Raw genomic sequence first — 25,251 nt, forward strand, 5'->3', positions numbered from 1 at the left:
CGCCCCGACCGACCGCGCCGGCTGCGGCGCCGGCGTCGGCTGCCCCGGTCACCGACTGGGCCGTCGCGCCCATCCCGTCCGACGACGACGCCCCGCCGCCCGACCCGGGTCCGGCCGCCTTCCCCGCCGAGACGCCCGCGCAGTTCGCGGTCGACGACGAGCCCGAAGACGCCGAGGCCGCGACCGCACGCGTCGCGACGCTCGCGCCGCCGCGTGAGGGCGAGGTCCTGCCGCGTGCCGAGATCGTACCTGCCCTCGAGCGCGATGACGACGACGAAGAGGACGACACGGATGCCGTCGCCGACCTCCCGGTGCCGCCCACGGTCGCGCCGCCGCTGACCCCGGTGGTCACGAGCCGCAACGGCGGCGTGCAGCGCTACGGCGAGGCGGTCGTGCGCCAGGTGCTCGGCGCGACGTTCGTCCGCGAGGAGCCCTACGAGCCCCCGACGAGGTTCAGCTAAGCCATGTACGACGGCATCGTCCAAGACCTCATCGACGAATTCGGCCGGCTCCCCGGGATCGGGCCGAAATCGGCTCAGCGCATCGCGTTCCACATCCTGCAGACGCCGAACTTCGACGTGTCGCACCTCGCCGAGCTGCTCAGCGAGGTGCGCGAGCGGGTGCGCTTCTGCGAGGTGTGCGGCAACGTCTCCGAGCAGGAACGCTGCTCGATCTGCCGCGACCCTCGCCGCAACCAGACGCTGATCTGCGTCGTGGAGGACGCGAAAGACGTGGCCGCGATCGAGCGCACGCGCGAGTTCCGCGGGCTGTACCACGTGCTCGGCGGCGCGATCAGCCCGATCGCCGGCATCGGTCCCGACGACCTGCGCATCACGCAGCTCATGCAGCGTCTCGCCGACGGCACCGTGCAAGAGGTCATCCTCGCGACCAACCCGAACCTCGAGGGCGAGGCGACTGCGACCTACCTGAGCCGCCTGCTGCACACCCTCGAGATCTCGGTCACCCGCCTCGCCTCGGGCCTTCCGGTCGGCGGCGACCTCGAGTACGCCGACGAGGTCACGCTGGGTCGCGCCTTCGAGGGGCGTCGCTCGGTCTGACCCCGACGCCGGTCGGAGTGTGCTCCGCCATCGCCGATGATGTCGGAAGTGCGTCGTAGATTGGCGGTCGGCCGTCTCGCGCGCAACGCCCGGCGACCCGGAACCTGAGTCGATGATGACGACGTCCGTCCGGCGGCGTCTCGGTTGACTTCGCCACACCACCTTGGGAGACACCCCGCATGAACTCCTCACAGCGGTTCGACACGCGCGCATGGCTGCTCTTCGCCGCGATGGCGCTGCTGTGGGGTGTCCCGTATCTGTTCATCAGCGTCGCCGTCGAGTCCTACTCGCCCGCGGCGGTGGTCGCCGGCCGCACACTGCTCGGCGCGCTGCTCCTGCTGCCCTTCGCGCTTCACCAGAAGGCGCTGCGTCCCGCGTTCGCGAAGATCGGCTGGGTGCTGCTGTTCGGCGGGATCGAGATGGCCGGGCCCTTCCTGCTGCTCGGCCATGCCGAGCAGACGCTGCCCTCAGGACTCACAGGACTCCTGGTGGCGACCGTGCCCCTGTTCGCCGCGCTGATCGCCTTCGGCGGCGGCGACCGGTCCGTGCTCAGCCCGGCGCGGGCGATCGGGCTCTTCATCGGCTTCGCCGGCGTGTTCGTGATCGTCGCCGGTCCCGGGCTCGCCATCGAGGGCGGCGGCGGCCTCCTCGCGGTGGGGGAGGTGCTCCTCGTCGCGCTCCTGTACGCGATCGCGCCCTTCGTCATCGCGACCAAGCTGCGCGACGTGCCGGCCCTCGGGTCGATCACCCTCGCACTCTTCGCGGTGGGCATCTTCTATACACCGATCGCGTTCCTGACGCAGCACCAGGTGCCGACCGTCGAGAGCACCGTGTCGCTCGTGGCCCTCGCTGTGCTCTGCACGGCGCTCGCGTTCATCGCCTTCTTCGCGCTGATCGCCCGGGTCGGCCCGGTCAAGGCGCCGCTGTTCACCTACGTGAATCCGGTCGTCGCGATCGTCCTCGGCACGATCATCCTCGGCGAGCCGCTGACCCCGGGCCTCTTGATCGGCTTCCCGCTGGTGCTCCTCGGCTGCTGGCTCGCTGCCACCGGCGGCGCGCTGCGCGCCCGCAAGACCGAGACGGCCGACCTGCCGCCGATCTCCTCGAGCTGAGTTCAGCGGAGCACTTCGACCAGCACGATCCACGACACCAGCAGCGCGGCGCCGATCGCGACGATCGACCCGACGGCGAACCACGCCAGGCCGCCGGGCCGGCCGGCAGCCAGGAGTGCGCCGCCGATCAGATAGGCGAGCGGGGCGAAGAAGCCCACCGCCGACTTGAGCCCGCGCATCCGGTTGGCGGGATGCTGATTCTCGAAGATCCTCCGAGTGGCCTGCCCCTGGAAGACCCCGGCGCCGAGCGCGATCACGATCATCGCCACCCCGTACGGGACAGGCCCGACCTCCGGAATGAGCCCGATCGCGGAGCCGACGAGCGCGAGCACGAGGCCCGAGATGCCCGCGGCAAGACGGGCGGTGAGCGACGCCTCCTTGATGATGTCGCCGATGTTGACGCTCGCGGCGACGATCACGAGACCCGCGAGCGCCGCCGTCGCGCCGACCATGGCCACGTTGAAGTCCGACCACGCCTCGATCTGCTCCATGCTCGGATGCTACTGGCGCGCCGCGGCGCACAGAATCGGAGCCTCTCGCCGACACGCCGGTCGGCGCACCGCGCGGGCGGCGTGTCGGCGCGGATCTCCGATCCTGTGCAGCGCCGCCGCCGCTCGGGCGGCGCGACACATGGCTGGGCGCGCATAAGCGCGTCCGTAAGATGGACCTTTGGGTGACAGGAGACCGCGGTGAGCGGCATCCGTTCTCGCCCGTCCTCAGACAAAACGCGTGGAGTTCGATGTGGCGCTGATCGTCCAGAAGTACGGCGGATCGTCGGTGGCTGATGCCGAGAGCATCAAGCGCGTCGCGAAGCGGATCGTCGACGCGCGTCGCGCCGGCCACGACGTCGTGGTGGCCGTGAGCGCCATGGGTGACACGACCGATGAGCTGCTCGATCTCGCCAGCCAGGTCGCACCGATCCCGGCGCCGCGCGAGCTCGACATGCTGCTGTCGAGCGGCGAGCGCATCTCGATGGCGCTGCTCGCGATGGCGATCCACTCGATGGGCTTCGAGGCGCGGTCGTTCACCGGCAGCCAGGCGGGCATGATCACGACCGCCGACCACGGCTCGGCCCGCATCGTCGACGTGACGCCGATCCGCCTGCGCGAGGCGCTCGACGAGGGCGCGATCGTCATCGTCGCCGGCTTCCAGGGCTTCAACCGCGACACCCGCGACATCACCACGCTCGGCCGGGGCGGCTCCGACACCACGGCCGTCGCCCTCGCGGCAGCGCTCGAGGCCGACGTCTGCGAGATCTACAGCGACGTCGACGGCATCTTCACCGCCGACCCGCGCGTCGTGCCGAAGGCGAAGAAGCTCAACGTGGTCTCGGCCGAGGAGATGCTCGAGCTCGCCGCCAACGGCGCCAAGGTGCTGTACATCCGCGCCGTCGAATACGCACGCCGTCACGGCGTGCTCATCCACGCCCGCTCCACGTTCAGCTCGGGCGTGGGGACCTACGTGCTCGGCCAAGGGATGAACCTTCCCGAGGGCACAGTTCCCGACATTTCAGGGGGAGAAGAGATGGAAGAGCCCATCGTCGCCGGCGTCGCCACCGACCTCGGCCAGGCCAAGATCACCGTGATCGGCGTTCCCGACGTGCCCGGCAAGGCCGCCGAGATCTTCAAGGTCGTCGCGAAGTCCGGCGCCAACGTCGACATGATCGTGCAGAACGTGTCGGCCGCGACGACCGGTCGCACCGACATCTCGTTCACGCTTCCCAAGACCGACGCCGCGACTGCGCTCAAGGCGCTCGCCGCCGACCAGTCCGAGATCGGGTTCGAGAACCTGGTGCACGACGACCAGATCGGCAAGCTCTCCGTCGTCGGCGCGGGCATGCGCACCCACTCGGGCGTCTCGGCCACGCTCTTCGAGGCGCTGAGCGTCGCGGGCATCAACATCGAGATGATCTCGACCTCCGAGATCCGCATCTCGGTCGTGGTGCGCGGCGACGATCTCGCCGAGGCCGCCCGCGTCGTCCACACCGCCTACGGCCTGGACGGCGACATCGAGGCGACCGTCTACGCCGGCAGCGGCCGCTGACCCGGTCCGTCCGCGCGCAGCCGCACGCGAACGGCAGGAATCGCACGCATACTGTCCGCTCGGACAGGTAACACCGCAGTCGGCGCCCGGCCGCGGCCGGTAGAATCGCCCAAACCCCGCGCGATCGACGGTGCCCGCGCTTCCGCTCCACGCTTGTGCCCACGCTGAGGAACTCCCATGACCCGCATCTCCGATTCAGGACTCTCCGTCGCCGTCGTCGGCGCCACCGGCCAGGTCGGGACGGTCATGCGCGAGATTCTGGCCGAGCGGAACTTCCCGATCCGCGAGCTGCGCCTCTTCGCCACGGCGCGCTCGGCCGGCACCGCCGTCGAGTTCGGCGGCGAGACCGTGATCATCGAGGATGTCGCCACCGCCGACCCCGCGGGCATCGATGTCGCCCTGTTCTCGGCCGGCGCCACCGGCAGCCGCGCGCACGCGCCCCGCTTCGCCGAGGCCGGCGCGATCGTCATCGACAACTCCAGCGCATGGCGCATGGACCCCGAGGTGCCGCTCGTCGTCAGCGAGGTCAACCCGCACGCGATCGCGAACCCGCCCAAGGGCATCATCGCGAACCCCAACTGCACCACGATGGCCGCGATGCCGGTGCTGAAGCCCCTCGACGCCGAGGCGGGCCTCGAGCGACTCATCGTCTCGACGTACCAGGCCGTGTCGGGCTCGGGTCTCGCCGGTGCGCAGGAGCTGCTCGGCCAGGTCGAGGGCGTCCTCGCCCAGGGCAACACACTCGACCTCGTGCACGACGGCTCGGCGGTGGACTTCCCGCAGCCCGAGAAGTACGTCGCGCCGATCGCGTTCGACGTGATCCCGCTCGCCGGCAACCTCGTCGACGACGGACTCAACGAGACCGACGAGGAGAAGAAGCTCCGCAACGAGAGCCGCAAGATCCTCGAGCTGCCCGACCTGCGCGTCGCGGGCACCTGCGTGCGCGTGCCCGTCTTCACCGGCCACTCGTTGTCGATCCACGCCGAGTTCAAGGGCGACATCACGCCCGAGCGCGCCTACGAGATCCTGGCCTCAGCGCCGGGCGTCGTCGTCGAAGAGGTCCCGACGCCGCTGCAGGCGGCCGGCAACGACCCGAGCTTCGTCGGCCGCATCCGCGCCGACCAGTCGGCGCCGGAGGGCAAGGGCCTCGTGCTCTTCATCTCGAACGACAACCTCCGCAAGGGTGCCGCACTCAACGCCGTGCAGATCGCCGAGGTCGTCGCCGCCAACCTCGGCGTCTCCGCCTGACGATCTGCTCGCACCGCTTCGAAGCGACGGATGCTGCGACCCGCAGCATCCGTCCGCTTGTCGCTTCGGCAAGAACCGCAGGACTTTCGGCGTGAAGACCCGGTCCCGGTCTGGGGTGCTTTCACGCGGAACTAGAATCGTCTGGTGACCGCAACGCCCGCTGAGAACCACGCCGACATCAATCCCCACGTCGAGACCGTCGATGTGCTGCTGATCGGCGGCGGGATCATGAGCGCGACGCTCGGCACCCTTCTCCAGGAGCTGCAGCCCGATCTCAAGATCGCCGTGTTCGAGCGGCTGAGCGATGTCGCGCTCGAGAGCTCCAATGCGTGGAACAACGCCGGCACCGGCCACGCGGCCCTGTGCGAGCTGAACTACATGCCCGAGGGCAAGGACGGCTCGGTCGATCCCGCCAAGGCGATCTCGATCAACGAGCAGTTCCAGCAGAGCCGGCAGCTGTGGTCGTCGCTCGTCGAGGCCGGCGTGCTGGACGCTCCGTCGACGTTCATCAACTCCGCCCCGCACATGACCTTCGTGCGCGGCGAGAAGGACGTCGCGTACCTCAAGAAGCGCTACGAGGCACTCAAGGACGAGCCGCTCTTCGCCGGCATCGAGTACAGCGAGGACTCCCGGGTCATCAACACGTGGGCACCGCTGCTCATGCAGAAGCGACTCAAGGGCGAGCCCTTCGCGGCGACGCGTGTGCCCGCCGGCACGGATGTCGACTTCGGCGCCCTGACCCGCCAGCTGGTCGACCGGCTCGCCGAGAACGGCGCCGACGTTCGCACCAACACCGAGGTGCGCAAGCTGAAGCGCCTCTCGGACGGCACGTGGAGCGTGAAGTACCGCCGCACCATCGGTCGCACGCCGGGCGAGATCCGCGCCAAGTTCGTCTTCGTCGGCGCCGGCGGCTGGGCGCTCAAGCTGCTGCAGCGCTCCGGCATCCCCGAGATCTCGGGGTACGGGGTGTTCCCGATCGGCGGGCAGTTCCTCAAGACCTCGAACCCCGCGGTCGTGGCACAGCACAAGGCGAAGGTGTACTCGCAGGCCTCGGTCGGCGCGCCGCCGATGTCGGTGCCGCATCTCGACACGCGCGTCGTCGACGGTGAGGCCTCGCTCCTATTCGGCCCGTTCGCGACGTTCAGCCCGAAGTTCCTGAAGACCGGCTCGTGGTTCGACATCGTGGGCCAGGTGCGTCCCGGCAACCTCGGGCCGATGCTCAAGGTCGCGTGGGACAACCCCAGCCTCATCACGTACCTCGTCGGCGAGCTGCTGAAGAACCACAAGAAGAAGGTCGACAGCCTGCGCACCTTCATGCCCACCGCGAAGGACGAGGACTGGGAGATCATCCAGGCCGGCCAGCGCGCGCAGGTCATGAAGAAGGACCCGGAGAAGGGCGGCGTGCTGCAGTTCGGCACGGAGGTCGTGACCGGGGCCGACGGCACGATCGCCGGCCTGCTGGGGGCCTCCCCGGGCGCGTCGACCGCCGTCTCGATCATGCTGGGACTCCTGAAGACTTGCTTCCCCGACCGCATCGAGGAGTGGGAGCCGCGCCTGCGCGAGCTCATCCCGAGCTACGGCGACACGCTCAACGCGCGGCCCGCGGTCGCGCGCGAGTCGCTCGGCGAGACTGCCGAGGCGCTGGCGCTCACCGCCTGATCCGCCGCGCGCCCTCCTGGGCGAGCGGGCCCGCGCGCCCCTAGGGTGGGTGCATGTCGGTGTCACGACGCGGGTGGCGTCGCTGGGGGATCGCCGCCGGGGCGCTCGTCGCGCTCGTCGTGGCGGGCGCGATCACGCTCGGTGTCGCGACGGCCTCGGCCACGGCCGCGGCGATCGCGGCGCGGGGGAGCGAACGCCCCGCTGTCCTGAATGCGGTGGCGGCAGCATCCGTCGACGATTTCACGTTCGATTCGTTCCAGGCCGACTATTGGCTCGTCCGCGGCACGGGCGAGCGCAGTCGCCTGCTCACCACCGAGACGATCGTGGCGCGCTTCCCGGACTTCGACCAGAACAAGGGCATGGTGCGGGCGCTGCCCGTCGTCGACAGCGGCATCGACCTCGGCACCGTCGTCTACACCGTGACCGGCGCCGACGGCGCGGCGATCCCGTGGTGGACCGAGCGCGACGGTGACTGGATCTACGTGCTCACCGGAGACGACTCGTATGTGCGCGGTGCGCAGACCTACGTCATCACGTACGAGATGAGCGACGTCGTGCTGCGCTACGAGGACACGGCGGCCGACGAGTTCTACTGGGACACCGTCGGCACGGACCACGCGCAGCCGTTCGATGTCGTGACCGCTGACGTGCATGTGGCGACGGATGCTGCCGCCGGCCTGATCGAGGGGCGCGCGTTCTGCTACACCGGGCCCCACGGATCGACCGAGCAGTGCGCGATCGAGCGCGCGGCGGAGCCGGAGCCGCTGCCGGACGCCGTGCAGGCGTGGGCGCGGGCCGTCGGCGCGTCGGCCACGACCGCCGTGGCGTTCACCGCAGGGGACGAGGGGCTCGGTCCGAACGAGAACGTGACCGTGGCGCTCGGCTTCGAGCAGGGGACGTTCGCGGCGCCGAGCCCGCCCCCGCCGCCGCCGTACCCGTGGTGGCTGTGGATCCTCCCCGGGCTCGCGCTGCTGTCGGGCATCGGCGGTCTGGTGTTCGTGCTCGTGGTGAAGGCCGCGGCGCGTCGGAACCCCGACCGTTCACCGGTGATCGTGCAGTACACGCCGCCCGACGACGAGTCGCTGACGCTGTCGGCCGGGGTGCTCGACGTCCCCGAGCGTGCGCTGGCGGCGAACGTGGTCGACCTCGCGGTGAAGGACGCGGTCGAGATCCGAGCGACGGGCGACCGCGAGGACGCCGACGACTTCGAGGTGGTGTTGCGGGACAGTGCCGGTCTCGACAGTGACGAGCGGCGCATCGTCGACACGCTGTTCGGCCGCAACGCCGAACCCGGCGCTGACGTGGATCTCGGCGCGTTCGCCCGCAAGCCCCCGTCGCGCGCCGTCACCTACGTGCGGCGGATCGACGAGTTCACCGTACAGCGCGGGTATCGCAGCAAGCTGCCGGACTGGATCACGCTGCTGCGGGGCTTCCTCCAGTTGGCCGGGCTGCCGCTGGCGATGCTCCTCATCTTCTTCGCCGACGGCGCGTTCGTGGTGCTCGACCCCCTCGGACAGTGGGGGAACGTCATCTACTTCGCCGCGCTGGGCAGTGCCTTCTTCGCGTTCATCGGTCTGCCCTTCTTCTCGCTCCCGAAGTCGGTGCTCACGGTCGCGGGCGGCATGCACAAGACCTATCTCGAGGGGATCCGCGACTATCTGCAGCTCGCGGAGGAGGACCGCTTGCGCGCGGCGCAGTCGCCGCGGACCGCCGATCTCGTGTCGTCGGGGCGTCGTCCCTATGGCGATGCGCCGGGAGAATCTGGCGCATCCGTCGTGAACCTCTACGAGCGCCTGCTGCCGTACGCGGTGCTGTTCGGCATGGAGCGCGAATGGGTGAACGTCATCCGCGCGGCCGGAGCCGTCGAGGTCGCCTCCCAGCTCGCGCTGTTCGACGCGGTGACCTCGCGCTCGCTGTCCGACGCGTCCTCGTCGATCGGACGGCTCGCGGCCACCCCGGTGTCGCGGCCGGGATCGTCGTCGAGCTCTTCCTCGAGCTCGAGCTGGTCGTTCTCGGGCGGATCTTCTGGCGGCGGGTTCTCGGGCGGCGGAGGTGGCGGGGGAGGCTTCGGCGGCCGCTGACCCTCGCCCGGCGCCGGCTGCCGTGCGGCAGGCGCCGGGAGCGCCACCGACTACGCTCGATCCGTGGCCAAGCTCTACTTCCGATACGGGGCGATGAACTCCGGCAAGTCGACGTCGCTCCTGCAGGCCGCCTACAACTACGAGGAGCGCGGCCAGCACGTGCTCCTCGCCAAGCCCGCCATCGACACCAAGGGTGCCGACCAGATCGACAGCCGCCTCGGCGTCAAGCGCACGGTGGACTTCCTGGTGCGCCCCCAGGACGACATCCGCGCACTGTTCTCCGAGCATCGCGCGCGCGTCAAGGCCGAGGCCGCCGACACCCTCGTCCCGGAGTCCGAGGAGCACGAGGTCGACGTCGCGTGCCTGCTCATCGACGAGGCGCAGTTCCTCACCCGGGAGCAGGTCGACGATCTGCTGCGCATCGTCGTCTTCGACGGCGTGCCGGTGCTGGCGTACGGCATCCGCACCGACTTCCAGACCCAGGCGTTCCCGGGGTCCGCACGGCTGCTCGAGCTCGCCCACAGTCTCGAAGAGCTGAAGACCATCTGCCGGTGCGGTCGCAAGGCGCTGTTCAACGCCCGCCTCGTCGGCGGCCGGTTCGTCTTCGACGGCGACCAGGTCGCGATCGACGAGCTCACCGCGGACCGCATCACGTACGAATCGCTGTGCGCCGAGGACTACCTCCGCGCTTCAGGCGGCCGCCTGGAGTAGCCCGCGCTCAGGCGGTCTCGGGTGCGCGTCCGCGCCGGCGGGGGAGCGGGATCAGCATCGATGTGGTCCGCTGGTACTCGCGGTAGGCCGGGTACTTCGACGTCGAGATCGACTCGGTGAACACCGTCGAGCCGATGAACAGCACCGTCAGCAGAGCGGCGCCGGCGATCGTCCAGTTCAGCCAGCTGCCGCCGTCCGCGACGAGGGCGACGGCGCCGAGCGCGTAGAACGCCCACCACTGGGCCTGTTCGAAGAAGAAGTTCGGGTGGCGGCTGTAGCCGAAGAGGCCGGTGGTGACGAAGCCGGGCTCGAGCGTGCCGCCCGCCGCCTTCTTCGCCTGGTGGAACGCCCACTGCTGCTGATCCGCGACGGTCTCGCCGACCAGGAACGCGGCGAACAGCACGGCGAACGCAGCATCCCATCCGGTGAAAGCCACGGGATGCTGCCACGCGATGTACGCCGGAAGCGAGATGAGGACGAGCAGCGCGCTCTGGAAGAGCACGATGAAGAAGACGTTGAACAGCTGGAACTGCCAGCGCGTCATGCGGCCGCGCAGGATCGCCCACCGGTAGTCCTCCATGCCGGTGTAGCCGCCCTTGCGCGCGAAGTTGAAGGTGAGCCGCGCGCCCCACGCCGTGACCAGCAGAGCCATCACGACGAGGCGCGTCGCGTCGACGCCCGCGAACAGGGCGGCGGCGGCGAAGATCCAGACGTAGATCACGGGGACGATCGACCACAGCCGGTCGATCCACGAGGTCTCGTTCGTGACGAGCGAGGTGATCCAGCAGAAGGCGGCAGCGACGCCCGCGACGATGAGGACGAGGAGGAGGGGGTCCATGGGGTCAGCGTAGTGGTCCGCGCGGACACGTGGAGTCATACGGGTTGTCTGTGGTCCGACCACACGCTATCGTGGTCAGACCACACCGTGCCCTTCAATGAGGAGGGCGCCGGATCCGACATCGACGAGGAGATCCGTGGCAGGTATCCCGACTCCACCCGCGCTCGCGCCCGCACGCGCGTGGCGCGTCGTGCTCGAGAAGATCGAAACCGACCTGCTCGACGGCACCCTCAAGCCCGGTGATCGCCTCGCCCCCGAACGCGAGCTCGCCGCCACTCTCGGCGTGGGGCGCTCCAGCGTCCGCGAGGCGCTGCGCGTCCTCGAGGTGATGGGACTCATCCGCACCGCGACCGGCTCGGGGCCGACGTCCGGGGCCATCATCATCGCGACGCCGCAGGGCGGTATGTCGGCGCTGCTGCGGCTGCAGGTCGCCGCCCAGGGCTTCCCGTTCGACGACGTCGTCGCCACGCGGCTCGTGCTCGAATCGGCCGTCGTCGACGCGCTCGCCGCCGACCCGACGCGCTCGACCGCGCAGGCGCGCGAGGTGCTCGTCGCGATGGACGCCGACGACCTCACCGCCCCCGAGTTCCTCGCGCTCGACGCCCAGCTGCACCTCGCCCTCGCCGAGGCCTCCGGCAACCTCGTCATCGCGGCGATGATGGCGGGCCTGCGCACGGCGATCGAGTCATACGTGCAGGCGGGTGCGGCGGGCATCGCGGAATGGGATGCCGCGGCCGACCGCCTGCGCCACGAGCATCACGCGATCCTCGATGCCGTCGACGCGGGCGACGCCGCGCTCGCCCGCACCCGCGTCCACGACCACATCGTCGGCTACTACGCAGCGGCGGGTCTCGCCCGCTCGACCGCCGCACGCACGCAGATCTGACCCATCGGAGAGGTATTCATGGTCACCCGGCAGTTCCCCAACCCCAAGGAGCTCCTCGAGCTCATGCAGTTCAAGAAGCCCGAGCTCGACGGCAAGAAGCGCCGCCTCGAGTCCGCGCTCACGATCTACGACCTGCGCGACATCGCGAAGCGCCGCACCCCCAAGGCCGCCTTCGACTACACCGACGGCGCGGCCGAGGGCGAGCTCTCGCTGTCGCGGGCGCGGCAGGCGTTCGAGGACATCGAGTTCCACCCCGACGTGCTGCGCCCTGCCGAGAACGTCGACATGTCGACCGAGATCCTCGGCGGCCCGTCGGCCATGCCGTTCGGCATCGCGCCGACCGGCTTCACACGCCTCATGCAGACCGAGGGCGAGATCGCCGGCGCCGGTGCGGCCGGTGCCGCCGGCATCCCGTTCACGCTGTCGACGCTCGGCACGACGTCGATCGAGGGCGTGAAGGCCGCGAACCCGAACGGGCGCAACTGGTTCCAGCTGTATGTCATGCGTGACCGCGAGATCTCCTACGCCCTGGCCCGCCGCGCGGCCGGGGCCGGCTTCGACACGCTGCAGTTCACGGTGGACACGCCGGTCGCTGGCGCGCGCCTGCGCGACAAGCGCAACGGCTTCTCGATCCCGCCGCAGCTGACGCTCGGCACCATTGTGAACGCGATCCCGCGCCCCTGGTGGTGGTACGACTTCCTCACCACTCCCAAGCTCGAGTTCGCGTCGCTCTCGACGACCGGCGGCACGGTCGGCGAGCTGCTCAACTCGGCCATGGACCCGACCATCAGCTACGACGACCTCGCGATCATCCGCGAGATCTGGCCGGGCAAGATTGTGATCAAGGGCGTGCAGAACGTCGCCGACTCGAAACGTCTCATCGACGCCGGCGTCGACGGCATCATCCTGTCGAACCACGGCGGCCGTCAGCTCGACCGCGCGCCGATCCCGTTCCGCCTCCTGCCCGAAGTCGTCCGCGAGGTCGGCAAGGACGCCACGGTCATGGTCGACACCGGCATCATGAACGGCGCCGACATCGTCGCGTCGATCGCCCTCGGCGCCAAGTTCACGCTCATCGGTCGCGCGTACCTGTACGGCCTGATGGCCGGCGGACGACAGGGCGTCGACCGCACGATCGCGATCCTGCGCAGCGAGATCGAGCGCACCATGAAGCTCCTGGGCGTCTCGTCCATCGCGGAGCTCGAGCCGCGCCACGTCACGCAGCTGCAGCGACTCGTGCCGGTCACGGTGTCGGCCCCCGCCGCAGAGGCGGCTGTCGCGGCGGCTCCGCGCCCCCGCGCTGCACGTGCCACGACGGCGTCGAGCAGCGCGAAGGCGGATGCTGCAGCATCCCGCCCGGCGAAGGCTCCGGCAGCGAAGAGCACGGGGCCGCGCGCCAAGGCCTGACGGCTCTGACACGAAGAGGGCGGGTTCCCGTGGGAATCCGCCCTCTTCCGATATCCGGACGCGTCAGACGCGGACGGGAAGGGTGGGGATCAGCTGCTCGAGGTACACCACCGTGTCTTCCCAACCGTCGACCGCGTGGCAGCGCACGCCCATCGCGAGCACGGGGTAGTCGTTGCCGTCGGGGTCGAGGCGGTCGCCCACGAAGAGCATGTCGTCGAGGGAGATGCCGGTCTGCTCGGCGAGCTGACGCATGCCGTAGGCCTTGTCGATGCCCTGCTCGGTGATGTCGACCGAGGTCGAGCCGCCGGAGCGCACCTCGAGATCGGGCAGCAGTGCCGCGACGGCGGCACGCAGGGTGTTCTTCTTCTCGCCGGTGGGATCCCATGCGGTCTTCGCGGGGACGGGGGCCTTCTGGCCGAGCGCCGAGAAGGTGATCTGAGACCCGCGGTCCTCGAGGATGTCGCCCCACGTCTCGGACTCCCAGAGTCCGAGGCGGCGGGCCTCGCCCTCGACGGCAGCGAGTGCGCGGGACTTCTGGTCGTCGGTGAGCGAACGCTTGTAGACCGTGACGACCTCGTCCTCGGTGAGGCGGTAGTACTGCGTGCCGCACGTGGGAAGCAGGTGCAGACGCGCCAGGGTGTCGGCGGAGGCGTCGGGAAGGCGGTCGACGACCTGCGTCGTGAACTGCAGGAGCTGGCCGCCGGAGATGATCGCCACCTCGACGCGCTCCGCCAGGGCGATCAGCAGTTCGCCGATGCGCGGGTCGATCTGGCTCTTCGAAGGAGCGAGAGTGTCGTCGAGATCGAAGGCGACGAGGAGGGGCGGGATGCTGTGAGCCATGGCGTCCGTCCTTTCATGCAAGAGGCTCCGCCTTCCGGCGGAGCCTCTCTGTGGTCGGGGTGACAGGATTTGAACCTGCGGCCTCTTCGTCCCGAACGAAGCGCGCTACCAAGCTGCGCCACACCCCGTTTTGCAACCCTCCGAGTCTAACCGATCGTCAGGGGTGCTGCTGACCACGGCCGCCTCGAGCTGACGATCGCGACGCCGAGACTGAGAAGAGCGATGGCGATCGCGGCGGGCGCGCGGAGGGAGGCGGCCTCCGTGCCGGTGGCTGCCAGCTCCGGCAGGGGCACGTCTGCTGGGGCCGGAGGCGCATCGGGGGCCGGACTGGCAGTGGGCGTCGGCACCGGTGGGGGCGGCGCGATCACCGCGACTTGCGAGGGCTCGCCGAACCGTTCGGTCCAGGCGAAGTCAGCGCCGATGTGGGCGACGACGGAGGGGATCTGGTCGGCAGCACGCAGGCTCCACACGGCGGTGTAGTACCCCGCGGTGGTCATCTCCCACGAGGATCTGACCGTGTACGGGGCGGCCGGCCCTGTCGTGGAATCGGTCGTGAACTGCAGCGTGCCGACGATGGCCTCCTCGCCCGGGACAGCCGACCCGGCGACGGGTTCGGTGTCGGTGCGGTAGACGATGGCGGTCGCGGTCACCGGCAGATAGGAGCCGTCATCGGCGCGCGGCCACGAGCCCTCGGTCGCGGTGAAGCTGACCTCGTCCACGTACGGACCGGGTGCCGCGTCGCGCGCGGCGACGCGCGTCGTGATGGCCGGCGCGAACGGAGGGATGCGCGGGGCGGCGTCGGCCCCGGACACCTCGAACTGAACGCGCCCTGCGGGTCCGGCGGTCTCCTGGCCGCCCGGCGTCGTGAAGTGCCGCACGGCGGCGGCGAGGCCGGCGTCGAAGCGACCCGTTCCGCTCACGGTGTAGGGACGACCTTCGGTCGGCGGCGCGGTGCGGATGGCGTACGTCGACCCCGATGTTGCGTTCTCGAGCGTCGGCGAACCCGACTCCGCGAAGACCGCGTTCGTCAGGGTGATCGTGCCCGTCGCTGCCGCGGTCGTGTCGACCCGGACCGTACCGCTGCGGTGGTCGGCAGCATCCGTCGTGAACACCAGGCTTCCGCTCGCGGTGGAAGGTCCTGCCGCAGCACGTGTGGCTTCGTCGTAATACGCCACCGCACGCTCCTGCACGGCGCGGTCGTGCTGCGGAGAAAGCGCGGACATCGTCCAGTGGATGGCGCCGGCGAGCGAGTCTCCCCGGTAACCGAAGGCATGCAGTGTCTCTTCGCGGTTCGCGATGGCCTTGACCGCCCACGCCACCGCGGCGGCCTGAACAGGGTCCGCGGTCTGTCCGTAGGTCGTCACCAGGAGATTGATTCCGGCGAGCTGCTGCGGCGAGAGACCGGCGGCCGATCCGCTGATCCCGTGGTCGGCGGTCCGGCCGGTCGGAGCGGGCGCTCCGGGGGTGATGCAGTACGTGTGCACGCCGTCGACCAGCATCGATCCGTGCCAGCCGTAGGCGGAGATCGGAGCCCAGGTGCCGAACCCGGTGCCGCGCTCAGCGGCGTCGGCGCGGGTCGGGGCCATGAGGGTCAATGCGAGGACGATCAAGAGGATGGCCAGACACAGGGCAGACGTTCGCCGAGGGACTGGAAGCCGGATCGGCGCTGCCGCGTCGTCGATCGCAGGCTTGCTCATTCGGCGTCTCCGCTCACCGGCACGAACGGCATGTGCCGACCGAAACCACGGGTTCGTTGATCGTCGCCCTGGTCGGCGCCGTCCGTCGTGTCGGGGGCAAAAGGGGCAGACACGACCGCGATGACGAGGGCGATCAGGAGCGCGAGCAGCCGCAGTCGCATGGGCAGCCCGATGCCGTGAACGCTCGTCGCCGCGACGAGCGTGTTCCGGAAGGGGGGATCAGCGGGTCGTGTGGAACGCGGAGCAGCCATGCATCGAGGATCGGCGCCTCGGGCAGGTTGCTGCGGCCGTGAATGGCTAACAGTGGACGGCCGATCCGCGAGCGTGGTTGGGGAGGAGCCTCGGGGACGTCGCTACGCGCGCGGTATGAGGGTGAGCAGCGAGGCCTCGGGGCGGCACGCGAAGCGCACCGGAGCGTAGATCGAGTGGCCGAGCCCGGCACTGACGTTGAGCGGCACCGAGTGGCCGTCGTGCTTCCACGCGCTGAGCCCGCGGGCCTGACGGAGCGGGATGTCGCAGTTGGCGACGAGCGCGCCGAAGCCGGGGACGCGGACCTGGCCGCCGTGCGTGTGGCCGCCGAAGATCGCGTCCGCTTTGAGGTCGACGAAGTCGTCGAGCACCCGGCGATAGGGCGCGTGGGTCACACCGATCGAGAGGTCGGCGGGCTGCTCGGCGCGGAGCGCGGCGAGCGGCTCGGGAAGCGCCTCGAGGTGGTCCCAGTGCCGATGGGCGTCGCTCACGCCGAAGGCGGCGATGCGCAGACCGCCGGCATCCACTGATCCGACCTTGTTGTTGAGGTCCAGCCAGCCGAGCTCACGGGTGAGGTAGTCGTCCAGCGCCTCGGTGTCGAGAGGCTCGGCGGTGTGCTTCACCTTCGATGGACCGGTGAAGTACCGGAACGGGTTGCGAGGAGAGGGGGCGGCGTGGTCGTTCGACCCGTGCACGAAGACGCCCGGCACGCCGCGCAGCGGATCGTACGCGCGGCGAAGCCCGCGAAGGCCGTCGAAGTGGCCCATGTTGTCGCCCGTGTTGACGATCAGGTCGGGCTGGAGCTCCGCGAGCCCCGCGATCCATTCCTGCTTGCGGTGCTGCCAGGGCGCCATGTGCGCGTCCGAGAGGTGCAGGACGCGGATGGGCGTGGCTCCTGCGGGAAGCACGGGCACCTCATGGAAGCGGACCGTGAAGAGGTAACGCTCGATGCCGACGCCCCAGACCGCGGCACCCGCGCCGACCGCCCCCACCGTGCCGAGCACGGTGAGGGCGGTACGCGTCGCTGAAGAGGGCACTAGCCGTTGCCGCCGCCGTTGCCGGGACCGCGGCCGCCGCCCCCGCCGCAGACCGCTGCGGCGTAGTCGACGGTGATCGAGGCGTTGCGGTTCACGACCGAGCCCGCGCCGGGGTTGGTCGCGCCGGCCTTGGTCTGCGCGCCGAGGCTGGCGTCGGCCGTGCATGTTCCGTCGCCCACGTTGCCGAAGCCCGCGCTGCGCAGCGCCTTCTTGGCGTCGTCGAGCGTGCGACCTGAGACATCCGGCACGGTGACGCCTTCGCCGTTGCTCGGGTTGATCGTGACGGTACTGCCGCCTGCGACCTTGCCAGGTCCGGGGTTCTGTGCGCCGACGACGCCCGCCGGCTGGTCGGAGTCGACCGGTCCGCCGACCTCGACCGTGAAGCCGGCCTCGGTCAGGATCGCCGTTGCCTCGTCGACCGACTTGCCGACCACGTTCGGCAGGTCCGTGAGTTGGACCTTGGTCAGCTCGTTGTCGGCGGCAGCGAACTTGTCACCGCCGTAGATGTCGTTCGCCACGCCTTGGATGGCCCGCGTGATCGGGAAGCGGATCTGGTTCAGGCGGTTGCCGTTGTAGGAGGTCTTCGTGATGTCGCCGCCACCCTGCACGTTGCCGACCCACGTCGCCGTGGCCACCTTCGTGCTCGACTCGACCATCCACGTCGTGATCTCTTCGTGGGTACCCGTCTTGCCGATGAGCGGGGTGCCGTCGCCGGGGTTGCCGCCGGTGCCGGTGCCGCCGCTGTTCATGACGCCCTGCAGGGCGAAGGCCGCGGTCGCCGCGACGTTCGGCGCGATCACCTGAGTGCAGGTGCGCGCGGGCTTCGCCAGCTCATTGCCGTCGGCGTCGGTCACTTTGTCGATCGCCTGCGGCTGGCAGTAGATGCCGTTGTTCGCGACGGTCGCGTAGGCCTCGGCCATCGCCATCGGGGAGACGGAGTTCGTTCCGATGATCGAGTTGAGGTTGGTCATCGAGACCTCCTCGCCGTTCCCCTGGGTCACACCCATGCGCGTCGCGACGTTCTTGATGTCGCAGAGGTCGAGCTTCTCCGCCATGGCGAAGAAGCCGGTGTTCAGCGAGTCCTTCGTGAAGCGCATGGGTGTGCCCATGTAGCCCCCGTTGCCGCCGAAGTTCTTGATGAGGGTGTTCGAGCCGTTCACCCAGTCGCCGTCGCACGAGTTCTTCATCCTCTTGAACACGTGCAGCGTTCCGTTCAGCGTCTGGTTGACGGAGTTGCCCTTCTCGAGCCAGTCGATCAGGGTGAAGAGCTTGAACGTCGAGCCCGCCGGGAACCCGGACGAGGTGCCGAACTTCTTGTCACCGGCGAACACCAGCGACGAGTAGTTCGGGTCGCCGGACAGCGACGCGTCCTCGCTGAACTTCGTGTTCTGCGCGATCGCGAGAACGCGGCCGGTCGTCGCTTCGATGCTCACCGAGGTCGCGCCGAAGCGGCCCGGTGATGGCGCGGTGCGGCCGATCGGCATGTCGGCGGACGTCGGCGCGTACTGGGTCATAGCCTGCTCCGCTGCTATCTGCACGCGGGTGTCGAGCGTGGTGTAGACGTTGAGCCCGCCACGCTGCAGGAGGGCCTGGCGCTCTTCGAGGGTCGCTCCGAAGGCCTCGTCGTTCAGGATGACGTCCTTCACGTACTGGCAGAAGTACGCGGCACCGCCGGCCGCCTGGCAGCCCGTGGTCGGCAAGACCACGTCGGGTGTGATCGGCCAGACAGCGGCCTCCACGTACTGCTCGCGCGTGATCTTGCCGTCGTCGAGCATGCGGCTCAGCACATAGAGCTGACGCACCTTCGTGGAGGTGTAGCCGTCGGCCGCCGCGAGCTTCTGCTCCTCGGTGATGTCGCCCGACGCCACCAGTGCGTCGAGCGCGCCGAGCTTCGCGCCCTCGTCGATGATGCCGTCCGGTGCCTTGTTGAAGGTCGCCCCGTCGGAGCCGAAGATCGAGCCGCCCGGCTTGTCGATGCGGTAGTTGTTGGGGTTCTGCACCATGCCGGCGAGCGTCGCCGCCTGCGCGACCGTCAGGCTCGCGGCATTGGTGTTGAAGTAGTGGCGTGCTGCGGCCTCGATGCCGTACGTGATGCCGCCGAAGTTGGCGATGTTCATGTAGCCGAGCAGGATGTCGTTCTTCGAGTACTTCTGCTCGAGCGCGATCGCGTAGCGCATCTCCTGCAGCTTGCGGGTGTACCCCTCAGAGCCCTCGGCCGTGGTGGCGTCAGTCCAGCACTTCCGGAGGACGTCGTCACGGCTCATCTTCTGGACGGCCACGCCGTTCTCGTCCTTGACGATCTCGCCCGCGTCGTCGGTCTCGTAGACCACCTCGGCGTTCTGCTCGCACTTCTGGATGAGCACGTTCTTCACGTACTGCTGGCTGACAGAGGAGCCACCCTGGGTCTCGCCGCCACCCTGGGCATTCGAGAGGAGTGCGCGCGCGGTGCCGATGAGATCGATGCCGCCATGCTGGTAGTAGCGCGGGTCCTCGGAGGACAGGAGCGCGTCGAACATCACGGGGTTGATCTGCGCGAATTCGACCGGCGTGCGGTCCTGCTCGAGGAACTTGGTGAGCAGGAAGGGCTGGCCGGTGGCCGGGTCCGTGGCGTAGAAGTTGCTCGGGAGCATGAGCTTGTCGATCTCGAGGACGCTCGGGAGATTGTCGAACATCGTGATCGCGCGCTCGGCGGCGGTGCTCGTGAGTGCGACCGCGGGGGTGACGGTCGCCGCAATGAGGACACCGGCTGCGGCACTGAGGCCGACAAGCCCGGCGAGTCCGCCGAGCACACCGGTGGCCGTGCGTTTGGTATCAGGCATAGGGTTGATCGTAAGGGAGATACCTGGGCGATCCATCAAGGACGCACAGCTGACCGGGGTGTTTCCCAGCCTTCACCAGCCGTCCTTTCCGCATACTCGAGGAGTCGCGATGACGACGTGGGAGTACCTCACCACGCCCCTTCTGATCCACAACACCGCCGCGATCCTCAACAACTGGGGCAAGCAGGGCTGGGAGCTCGTGCAGGTCGTGCAAGGTCCCGAGGGCGGGCTGGTCGCCTACTTCAAGCGCCCGTCCGGCGGTGGCCAGCAGAACGCGGGACTGGATGCTGCGGCCCAGGCCGCGAAGCAGTTCGAGGAGGCGTGAGCATGAGCGTGAGCGCCCGCCTCGCCGAACTCGGCATCGAACTGCCTGACGTCGTGCCGCCCGTCGCCGCCTACGTGCCCGCGAAGGCGCACGGCGATCTCGTCTACACCGCCGGCCAGCTGCCGATGGTCGCAGGCTCCCTGCCGGCGACCGGCAAGGTCGGCGAGGGCCACGGACTCGTGCCCGCGTCCGACGCGAAGGGGTACGCGCGCCAGAGCGCCCTCAACGCCATCGCCGCCGCTGCGGCCGCCGTGGGTGGGGTGGACCGCCTCACCGGCGTCCTCAAGGTCACCGGGTTCGTGGCCTCCGTCCCCGATTTCACCGGCCAGCCCGGCGTCATCAACGGCGCGAGCGAGCTGCTGGGCGAGGTCTTCGGCGACGCCGGCAAGCACGCCCGTTCGGCCGTCGGCGTGCCGGTGCTGCCGCTGGACGCCCCCGTCGAGGTCGAGGTCGTCTTCTCGTTCGCCTGATCGGCGACACGGACCACAGACAGCAGAGAGCGGATGCTGCAGCCCCGGGCTGCAGCATCCGCTCTTCTCTTCGGCTACTTGACCTGCGCGGAGATCACCGACATGACGGCGGTGTCGGCGAGGGTGGTCGTGTCGCCGACCTCGCGGCCCTCGGCGACGTCCCGCAGCAGACGGCGCATGATCTTGCCGGAGCGGGTCTTGGGAAGCTCGCCGACGATGTAGACGTCGCGGGGACGGGCGATCGGCCCGATCTGCTCGCCGACCCACAGGCGCAGGCCCTGGGCCAGGCCGTCGGGGGAGTGCGCGTCGAGGTAGGACTGCTTGATGATGACGAATGCGACGACCGCCTGACCGGTGGTCTCGTCGGAGGCGCCGACGACGGCCGCCTCGGCGACCGCCTCGTTGCCTACCAGAGCCGACTCGATCTCGGTGGTCGACAGGCGGTGGCCCGACACGTTCATGACGTCGTCGACGCGGCCCAGCAGCCACACGTCGCCGTCGTCGTCGAGGCGCGCGCCGTCGCCGGCGAAGTAGTAGCCCTGCTTCTGGAACTTCTCCCAGTAGGTCTCGACGAAGCGCTCCGGGTCGCCCCAGATGCCGCGGAGCATCGACGGCCACGGCTCCGTGACGACGAGGAGGCCGCCGTTGCCGTTGCCGACGTGCGTGCCGTCTTCGTCGACGACGTCGATCGAGACGCCGGGAAGGGGCACCTGCGCCGAGCCGGGCTTGGTCTCCGTGACGCCGGGAAGGGCCGACACCATGATCGAGCCGGTCTCGGTCTGCCACCACGTGTCGACGATGGGCGCGGTCTTGCCGCCGATGATCTTGCGGTACCACATCCACGCCTCGGGGTTGATGGGCTCGCCCACCGAGCCGAGGAGGCGCAGCGACGACAGGTCGAACTGCTTCGGGATCGCGCGGCCGAGCTTCATGAACGAGCGGATCGCGGTCGGCGCCGTGTAGAGCACCGTGACCCCGTACTTCTGCACGATCTCCCACCAGCGGCCGGGGTGGGGCGCATCCGGCGTGCCCTCGTAGAGCACCTGCGTCGCGCCGTTCGCGAGCGGGCCGTACGTGACGTAGCTGTGCCCGGTGATCCACCCGATGTCGGCGGTGCACCAGTAGACGTCGGTCTCGGGGTGGAGGTCGTGGACGACCTTGTTGGTGAACGCGGACTGCGTGAGGTAGCCGCCGGAGGTGTGGAGGATGCCCTTGGGCTTTCCGGTCGTGCCCGACGTGTAGAGGATGAACAGCGGGTTCTCGGCGGGGAACGCCTGCGCATCGTGCTCGCCGGAGGCCTGCGGCACGACCTCGTGCCACCAGAGGTCGCGCCCGTCCTTCCAGTCCACCTCGTTCTCGCCGCGCTTGACGACGAGCACGTGCTCGACGGACTCCTGCACCCCGGCGCCGCGGTCGGCGAGGGCGAGGTCGACGGCCGGCTTGAGCGGCGAGACCTTGCCCTTGCGGTAGCCGCCGTCGGCGGTGATGACGAGCTTCGCGCCGGCATCGTCGATGCGCGAGCGCAGGCTGTCGGCTGAGAAGCCGCCGAACACGACGGAGTGGATGGCGCCGATGCGGGCGACCGCGAGCATCGAGGCGACGGCCTCGGGGACCATCGGCAGGTAGATGGCGACGCGGTCGCCCTGGCCGATGCCGAGTCCCTCGAGCACGTTGGCGAGGCGCTTGACCTCGTCGGTGAGCTCGGCGTAGGTGACACGGCGCTCGTCGCCGGGCTCGCCCTCCCACAGCAGCGCCACCCGGTCGCCGTTGCCGGCCTCGACGTGACGGTCGAGGCAGTTGTAGGCGACGTTCAGCTCGCCGTCGGCGAACCACTGTGCGAACGGCGGGTTCGACCAGTCGAGCACTTCGGTGAACGGCTTGTGCCAGTGGAGGTCACGGGCCTGGTCGGCCCAGAAGCCGAGGCGGTCGGCCTTCGCCGCTTCATACAGCTCCGCCGTCGCGATGGCGTTGTCTGCGAAGTCGGCCGTGGGCGCGAAGCGCCGGTCCTCGTTCAGCAGGTGGTCGATCTGGCTGCTTGCTTGCGTGACAGGGGTCTGTTCGCTCATGGGAGCGCGCTCCTTTGCGGGCTGGGTCGAGGCCGAGGCGTGTCGGCGAGTCTGCCAGGAAATGTACCCACCGCCGCCGGAACCGACTACCCCCGATAGTAGGTGGCCCCGCATACATCGATCCCGACCGATATATCAGTGAGAATCCTCTCCTTTTCGTTTTGTCAGGACCCTTACCTCGCCTATGCTGACCGTTGGCCGAACATCGATTCTGGCATTGCGGCTCCCGACGTCACCCCCCGAATTCGGGGCCGCGCTTGGCGGCATCCCATTCCCCCCATGGGATGCCGCCTCTATTCATTGGGAGCGGTCTCTCGATTCACCGGCTCCTCCCCAACCCGTGGCGTGGCGCCGCTCTCCACGGATGACCTGTTGCCCTCGCCGGGGTGGGACACCGCCTTCGTAGCGTCGGAGCATGTCCGCACCGTTCGTCGTCCGCCCCCGTTCCGGGGCTGTGGGCGCGCCCGCTGCGAAGGGGCGATGGGATGCTGCGGCCCGGCCGGTGTCCTCCGCCCCGACGGTGAGCGGGGCCACGGGCGAGACGGCTCCGTCCGCCGCTGCGCCTTCGCGTACACCAGCTCAGCCTGGCGCCGGCGGGGCAGCATGGGTGCCGCGGCGTGTGGGTGCGGCCGAAGTTCCGCGTGGCGAGCCGGTGCCCGTCTCCAAGCCCCCGCGGGCACCGGCGGAGCGGCATCAGGTCCTCGCGCCCTTCGCGGCGTACCTCGACGACCCGGAGGTCACGGACCTCTTCGTCAACGGAGCGGCGGGCCTGTTCGTCGATCGCGGAGCCGGCGTGGAGCCGGCACGCGAGTGGCGTGCCACGGAAGAAGAGGTGCGCGACCTCGCCGTGGCACTCATCGGCCTGGGTGGGAGGCACATCGACGACGCTTCGCCGTGCGTCGATGTGCGCGTGGTGGGTGGGATCCGCGTGCACGCCGTGCTGCCGCCGATCGCCCCCGAGGGCACGGTCCTGTCGATCCGCGTGCCGCGCCTGGGCGCCGCGACGCTCGACGAACTCCAGCGGACGGGGATGTTCGACGAGGGCGTCCGCGACCGCCTGCGGGAGGTGATCGCCGGGCGCACGAATCTCCTGATCTCGGGCGCCGCCGGCGCCGGCAAGACCACGCTGCTCGCGGCGCTTCTCGCGGAGGCACCGGCGCAGGAGCGGATCGTGACGATCGAGGATGTCGCGGAGCTGCGGATCGCACACCCGCACCACGTGCGCCTCGAGGCGCGTCAGCCCAACATCGAGGGCACCGGCGGAGTCGGGCTCGCTCGTCTGGTGCGTGAGGCCCTGCGGATGCGCCCCGACCGTCTCGTGGTCGGGGAGTGCCGCGGCGACGAGGTGCGGGAGCTGCTGTCGGCTCTGAACACCGGTCACGACGGGGGAGCCGGTACGGTGCACGCGAACGGACTCCACGACGTGCCGGCACGCCTCGAGGCTCTCGGTGCGCCCGCAGGGCTGGACGACCGCGCACTCGCGCGCCAGGCGGCCAGCGCGATCGGACTCGTCGTGCACGTGGAGCGGGGCGCGGACGGCTCGCGACGCATCGCCGGAGCCGGCCGCCCCGTCCTCGACGGCGACGGGCGCCTCGCCATCAAGGAGGAGCGATGGGGCGCGCGCTGACGCAGGCGGCGGGTGCGGAGGGTGCACGGGCTTCCTCCCCGGCAGCCGTGTCGCCTCGAGCCCTCGTGACGTCCCGGCTTCGCGCGTCCGCACGAACCCCGACGTCGTCAGCCGACGTCGCGGAGACCGTGCTGCGACTGGCGGTGCTGCTGCAGGCCGGGGTCGCGCCTGCCCGCGCCTGGGAGCATCTCGCCCGCGCCGGCGACCCGGCGGCTCGGCACGTCGCCTCGGCGATCGACCGAGGGTTGCCGCTGCCCGAGGCGATCGCCACCGCGGAAGCCGACGGGTGGCAGGTGGTCGGCGTCGCGTGTCAGGTCGCGCTCGTCGTAGGTGCGCCGCTCGCCGAGTGCCTGCGCGGACTCGCTGCCGCGCTGCGGGACGCACAGGAGGCGGCCGACGACGTGCGGGTCACCCTCGCCGAGCCCGCGGGCACGGCCCGGCTCATGAGCTGGCTTCCGCTCGTCGCTGTGGGACTGGGTGCGGCGTTGGGCTTCGACACGATCGGCACCCTGTTCGCGAACCCGCTCGGGCTGGCATGCCTCGGAGCCGGAGCGGTGCTCATCCTCGCCGCGCACCGATGGACGAAACGGCTCGTGCGCGCAGCGGCGCGGTCGGACGGCGCGCCCGGTCTCGACGCAGACCTGATGGCGATCGCGCTGAGCGGCGGGGTGTCCATCGACCGCGCGCGGGCAGTCGTCCAGGACGCCCGCAGCGTCGGAACCAAAGGGGAGAGCACCGATCCGGGCGGTGAGTCCGGGACCGCCACGGCGAACCCGGAGGGAGGCGCGCCGGCCGGATCCGATGACGTCGACGCCGTGCTCCAGCTGTCGCGCACAGCGGGCGTGCCCGCGGTCGAGCTGCTGCGGGCTTCGGCCGCGCATGCCCGGCATCGCGCCCGTGTCGAGGCCCGCCTTCGTGCCGCGCGGCTCTCGTCGCGGCTGCTCATCCCGCTGGGTGTGTGCACACTGCCCGCATTCCTCCTCCTCGGGGTCGCGCCCATGCTGCTCAGCGTCATGTCGACGATGTCGGTCTCGCTATGACGGCCCCTCCCCGAGACCGCGACGCTGCGCCGCGTCCT

The 25,251-nt window shown here is 70.0% G+C and carries 21 protein-coding genes, 1 tRNA gene and 1 pseudogene; 14 read left to right on the plus strand and 9 right to left on the minus strand.

Going from position 1 to position 25,251, the window contains the following annotated elements:
• From ACLBXX_RS16940 to ACLBXX_RS16950, 3 genes and pseudogenes are all read left to right on the plus strand, one after another.
• Positions 1–461: pseudogene (locus tag ACLBXX_RS16940) on the plus strand (DNA polymerase III subunit gamma and tau); the annotation flags it as partial.
• A 3-nt stretch (positions 462–464) separates the two neighbouring features.
• Positions 465–1,058 (plus strand): recombination mediator RecR, encoded by a 594-nt coding sequence (recR, locus tag ACLBXX_RS16945; protein WP_310292398.1) that lies wholly within the window; start codon positions 465–467, stop codon positions 1,056–1,058.
• Positions 1,059–1,237: 179 nt separating this feature from the next.
• The gene (locus tag ACLBXX_RS16950) at positions 1,238–2,170 is read left to right on the plus strand and encodes a DMT family transporter (protein ID WP_447658994.1); all 933 of its coding nucleotides are present in this window, start codon (positions 1,238–1,240) and stop codon (positions 2,168–2,170) included.
• A 2-nt stretch (positions 2,171–2,172) separates the two neighbouring features.
• Here the strand turns inward: ACLBXX_RS16950 and ACLBXX_RS16955 are convergent, their stop codons facing one another.
• Positions 2,173–2,661 carry a hypothetical protein gene (locus ACLBXX_RS16955; RefSeq protein ID WP_447658995.1) on the minus strand — a complete coding sequence of 163 codons (489 nt, stop codon included), beginning with the start codon at positions 2,659–2,661 and terminating at the stop codon, positions 2,173–2,175.
• A 250-nt stretch (positions 2,662–2,911) separates the two neighbouring features.
• Here ACLBXX_RS16955 and ACLBXX_RS16960 point away from each other — a divergent pair, with 250 nt between their 5' ends.
• The 5 genes from ACLBXX_RS16960 to ACLBXX_RS16980 all read left to right on the plus strand — a co-directional run bounded on the left by ACLBXX_RS16960 (position 2,912) and on the right by ACLBXX_RS16980 (position 9,912).
• Entirely contained in the window at positions 2,912–4,213 is a 1,302-nt protein-coding gene (locus ACLBXX_RS16960) for an aspartate kinase (protein WP_387147403.1), read from the plus strand.
• A 177-nt stretch (positions 4,214–4,390) separates the two neighbouring features.
• Positions 4,391–5,461 carry an aspartate-semialdehyde dehydrogenase gene (locus tag ACLBXX_RS16965; RefSeq protein WP_447658996.1) on the plus strand — a complete coding sequence of 357 codons (1,071 nt, stop codon included), beginning with the start codon at positions 4,391–4,393 and terminating at the stop codon, positions 5,459–5,461.
• A gap of 144 nt (positions 5,462–5,605) precedes the next feature.
• Positions 5,606–7,120 (plus strand): malate:quinone oxidoreductase, encoded by a 1,515-nt coding sequence (locus ACLBXX_RS16970; protein WP_447658997.1) that lies wholly within the window; start codon positions 5,606–5,608, stop codon positions 7,118–7,120.
• A gap of 53 nt (positions 7,121–7,173) precedes the next feature.
• On the plus strand, positions 7,174–9,201 hold the full coding sequence (locus tag ACLBXX_RS16975; RefSeq protein ID WP_447658998.1) for a DUF2207 domain-containing protein: 2,028 nt from the start codon (positions 7,174–7,176) through the stop codon (positions 9,199–9,201).
• 63 nt (positions 9,202–9,264) lie between these two features.
• A complete protein-coding gene (locus ACLBXX_RS16980; protein ID WP_447658999.1) occupies positions 9,265–9,912 on the plus strand; it encodes a thymidine kinase in 648 nt (215 codons plus the stop codon).
• A 7-nt stretch (positions 9,913–9,919) separates the two neighbouring features.
• On the opposite strand, the gene ACLBXX_RS16985 is transcribed toward ACLBXX_RS16980, so the two are convergent.
• Entirely contained in the window at positions 9,920–10,750 is an 831-nt protein-coding gene (locus tag ACLBXX_RS16985; protein ID WP_447659000.1) for a DUF1295 domain-containing protein, read from the minus strand.
• Positions 10,751–10,886: 136 nt separating this feature from the next.
• Between ACLBXX_RS16985 and ACLBXX_RS16990 the strand changes: the two genes are divergently transcribed.
• Together ACLBXX_RS16990 and ACLBXX_RS16995 are read left to right on the plus strand one after the other, a co-directional pair.
• Positions 10,887–11,636 (plus strand): FadR/GntR family transcriptional regulator, encoded by a 750-nt coding sequence (locus tag ACLBXX_RS16990; RefSeq protein ID WP_447659001.1) that lies wholly within the window; start codon positions 10,887–10,889, stop codon positions 11,634–11,636.
• A gap of 18 nt (positions 11,637–11,654) precedes the next feature.
• The gene (locus ACLBXX_RS16995) at positions 11,655–13,043 is read left to right on the plus strand and encodes an alpha-hydroxy acid oxidase (protein ID WP_447659002.1); all 1,389 of its coding nucleotides are present in this window, start codon (positions 11,655–11,657) and stop codon (positions 13,041–13,043) included.
• Positions 13,044–13,106: 63 nt separating this feature from the next.
• Here ACLBXX_RS16995 and ACLBXX_RS17000 read toward each other — a convergent pair whose 3' ends face one another.
• The 6 genes from ACLBXX_RS17000 to ACLBXX_RS17025 all read right to left on the minus strand — a co-directional run bounded on the left by ACLBXX_RS17000 (position 13,107) and on the right by ACLBXX_RS17025 (position 19,685).
• Positions 13,107–13,883: an HAD-IIB family hydrolase gene (locus ACLBXX_RS17000; protein ID WP_447659003.1), complete on the minus strand. Its 777-nt coding sequence runs from the start codon at positions 13,881–13,883 to the stop codon at positions 13,107–13,109.
• Positions 13,884–13,934: 51 nt separating this feature from the next.
• Positions 13,935–14,011, minus strand: a tRNA-Pro gene (locus tag ACLBXX_RS17005).
• Positions 14,012–14,029: 18 nt separating this feature from the next.
• The gene (locus ACLBXX_RS17010) at positions 14,030–15,469 is read right to left on the minus strand and encodes a hypothetical protein (RefSeq protein ID WP_447659004.1); all 1,440 of its coding nucleotides are present in this window, start codon (positions 15,467–15,469) and stop codon (positions 14,030–14,032) included.
• A 107-nt stretch (positions 15,470–15,576) separates the two neighbouring features.
• Entirely contained in the window at positions 15,577–15,831 is a 255-nt protein-coding gene (locus ACLBXX_RS17015) for a hypothetical protein (RefSeq protein ID WP_447659005.1), read from the minus strand.
• 102 nt (positions 15,832–15,933) lie between these two features.
• A complete protein-coding gene (locus ACLBXX_RS17020; RefSeq protein ID WP_447659006.1) occupies positions 15,934–16,866 on the minus strand; it encodes a metallophosphoesterase in 933 nt (310 codons plus the stop codon).
• Entirely contained in the window at positions 16,866–19,685 is a 2,820-nt protein-coding gene (locus ACLBXX_RS17025) for a transglycosylase domain-containing protein (protein WP_447659007.1), read from the minus strand. The genes ACLBXX_RS17020 and ACLBXX_RS17025 overlap by 1 nt, the downstream gene beginning before the upstream one ends.
• A 109-nt stretch (positions 19,686–19,794) precedes the next feature.
• Between ACLBXX_RS17025 and ACLBXX_RS17030 the strand changes: the two genes are divergently transcribed.
• Positions 19,795–20,010 (plus strand): hypothetical protein, encoded by a 216-nt coding sequence (locus tag ACLBXX_RS17030; protein ID WP_045298026.1) that lies wholly within the window; start codon positions 19,795–19,797, stop codon positions 20,008–20,010.
• 2 nt (positions 20,011–20,012) lie between these two features.
• Positions 20,013–20,480, plus strand: coding sequence for a RidA family protein (locus tag ACLBXX_RS17035; RefSeq protein ID WP_447659008.1), 468 nt, complete (start codon positions 20,013–20,015; stop codon positions 20,478–20,480).
• A 74-nt stretch (positions 20,481–20,554) separates the two neighbouring features.
• On the opposite strand, the gene acs is transcribed toward ACLBXX_RS17035, so the two are convergent.
• On the minus strand, positions 20,555–22,546 hold the full coding sequence (acs, locus tag ACLBXX_RS17040; protein WP_447659009.1) for an acetate--CoA ligase: 1,992 nt from the start codon (positions 22,544–22,546) through the stop codon (positions 20,555–20,557).
• A 415-nt stretch (positions 22,547–22,961) separates the two neighbouring features.
• Here acs and ACLBXX_RS17045 point away from each other — a divergent pair, with 415 nt between their 5' ends.
• A complete protein-coding gene (locus tag ACLBXX_RS17045; protein WP_447659010.1) occupies positions 22,962–24,173 on the plus strand; it encodes a TadA family conjugal transfer-associated ATPase in 1,212 nt (403 codons plus the stop codon).
• Positions 24,158–25,213, plus strand: a complete 1,056-nt coding sequence (locus tag ACLBXX_RS17050; RefSeq protein WP_447659011.1) for a type II secretion system F family protein — start codon at positions 24,158–24,160, stop codon at positions 25,211–25,213. Before ACLBXX_RS17045 ends, ACLBXX_RS17050 begins: the two co-directional genes overlap by 16 nt.
• The last annotated feature ends 38 nt before the right edge of the window (positions 25,214–25,251 follow it).

This window comes from Microbacterium sp. C23T (assembly GCF_053345975.1).

Excerpts from the sequence above, each read along its gene's own strand:
- ACLBXX_RS17015 (WP_447659005.1), bottom strand. The coding sequence starts at position 15,831 with ATGGCTGCTCCGCGTTCCACACGACCCGCTGATCCCCCCTTCCGGAAC.
- ACLBXX_RS16955 (WP_447658995.1), bottom strand. The coding sequence starts at position 2,661 with ATGGAGCAGATCGAGGCGTGGTCGGACTTCAACGTGGCCATGGTCGGC.
- ACLBXX_RS17050 (WP_447659011.1), top strand. The coding sequence starts at position 24,158 with ATGGGGCGCGCGCTGACGCAGGCGGCGGGTGCGGAGGGTGCACGGGCT.
- ACLBXX_RS17000 (WP_447659003.1), bottom strand. The coding sequence starts at position 13,883 with ATGGCTCACAGCATCCCGCCCCTCCTCGTCGCCTTCGATCTCGACGAC.
- ACLBXX_RS16975 (WP_447658998.1), top strand. The coding sequence starts at position 7,174 with ATGTCGGTGTCACGACGCGGGTGGCGTCGCTGGGGGATCGCCGCCGGG.
- ACLBXX_RS17045 (WP_447659010.1), top strand. The coding sequence starts at position 22,962 with ATGTCCGCACCGTTCGTCGTCCGCCCCCGTTCCGGGGCTGTGGGCGCG.
- ACLBXX_RS16965 (WP_447658996.1), top strand. The coding sequence starts at position 4,391 with ATGACCCGCATCTCCGATTCAGGACTCTCCGTCGCCGTCGTCGGCGCC.
- ACLBXX_RS17025 (WP_447659007.1), bottom strand. The coding sequence starts at position 19,685 with ATGCCTGATACCAAACGCACGGCCACCGGTGTGCTCGGCGGACTCGCC.
- ACLBXX_RS17030 (WP_045298026.1), top strand. The coding sequence starts at position 19,795 with ATGACGACGTGGGAGTACCTCACCACGCCCCTTCTGATCCACAACACC.
- ACLBXX_RS17010 (WP_447659004.1), bottom strand. The coding sequence starts at position 15,469 with ATGGCCCCGACCCGCGCCGACGCCGCTGAGCGCGGCACCGGGTTCGGC.
- acs (WP_447659009.1), bottom strand. The coding sequence starts at position 22,546 with ATGAGCGAACAGACCCCTGTCACGCAAGCAAGCAGCCAGATCGACCAC.
- recR (WP_310292398.1), top strand. The coding sequence starts at position 465 with ATGTACGACGGCATCGTCCAAGACCTCATCGACGAATTCGGCCGGCTC.
- ACLBXX_RS17035 (WP_447659008.1), top strand. The coding sequence starts at position 20,013 with ATGAGCGTGAGCGCCCGCCTCGCCGAACTCGGCATCGAACTGCCTGAC.
- ACLBXX_RS16950 (WP_447658994.1), top strand. The coding sequence starts at position 1,238 with ATGAACTCCTCACAGCGGTTCGACACGCGCGCATGGCTGCTCTTCGCC.
- ACLBXX_RS16985 (WP_447659000.1), bottom strand. The coding sequence starts at position 10,750 with ATGGACCCCCTCCTCCTCGTCCTCATCGTCGCGGGCGTCGCTGCCGCC.
- ACLBXX_RS16995 (WP_447659002.1), top strand. The coding sequence starts at position 11,655 with ATGGTCACCCGGCAGTTCCCCAACCCCAAGGAGCTCCTCGAGCTCATG.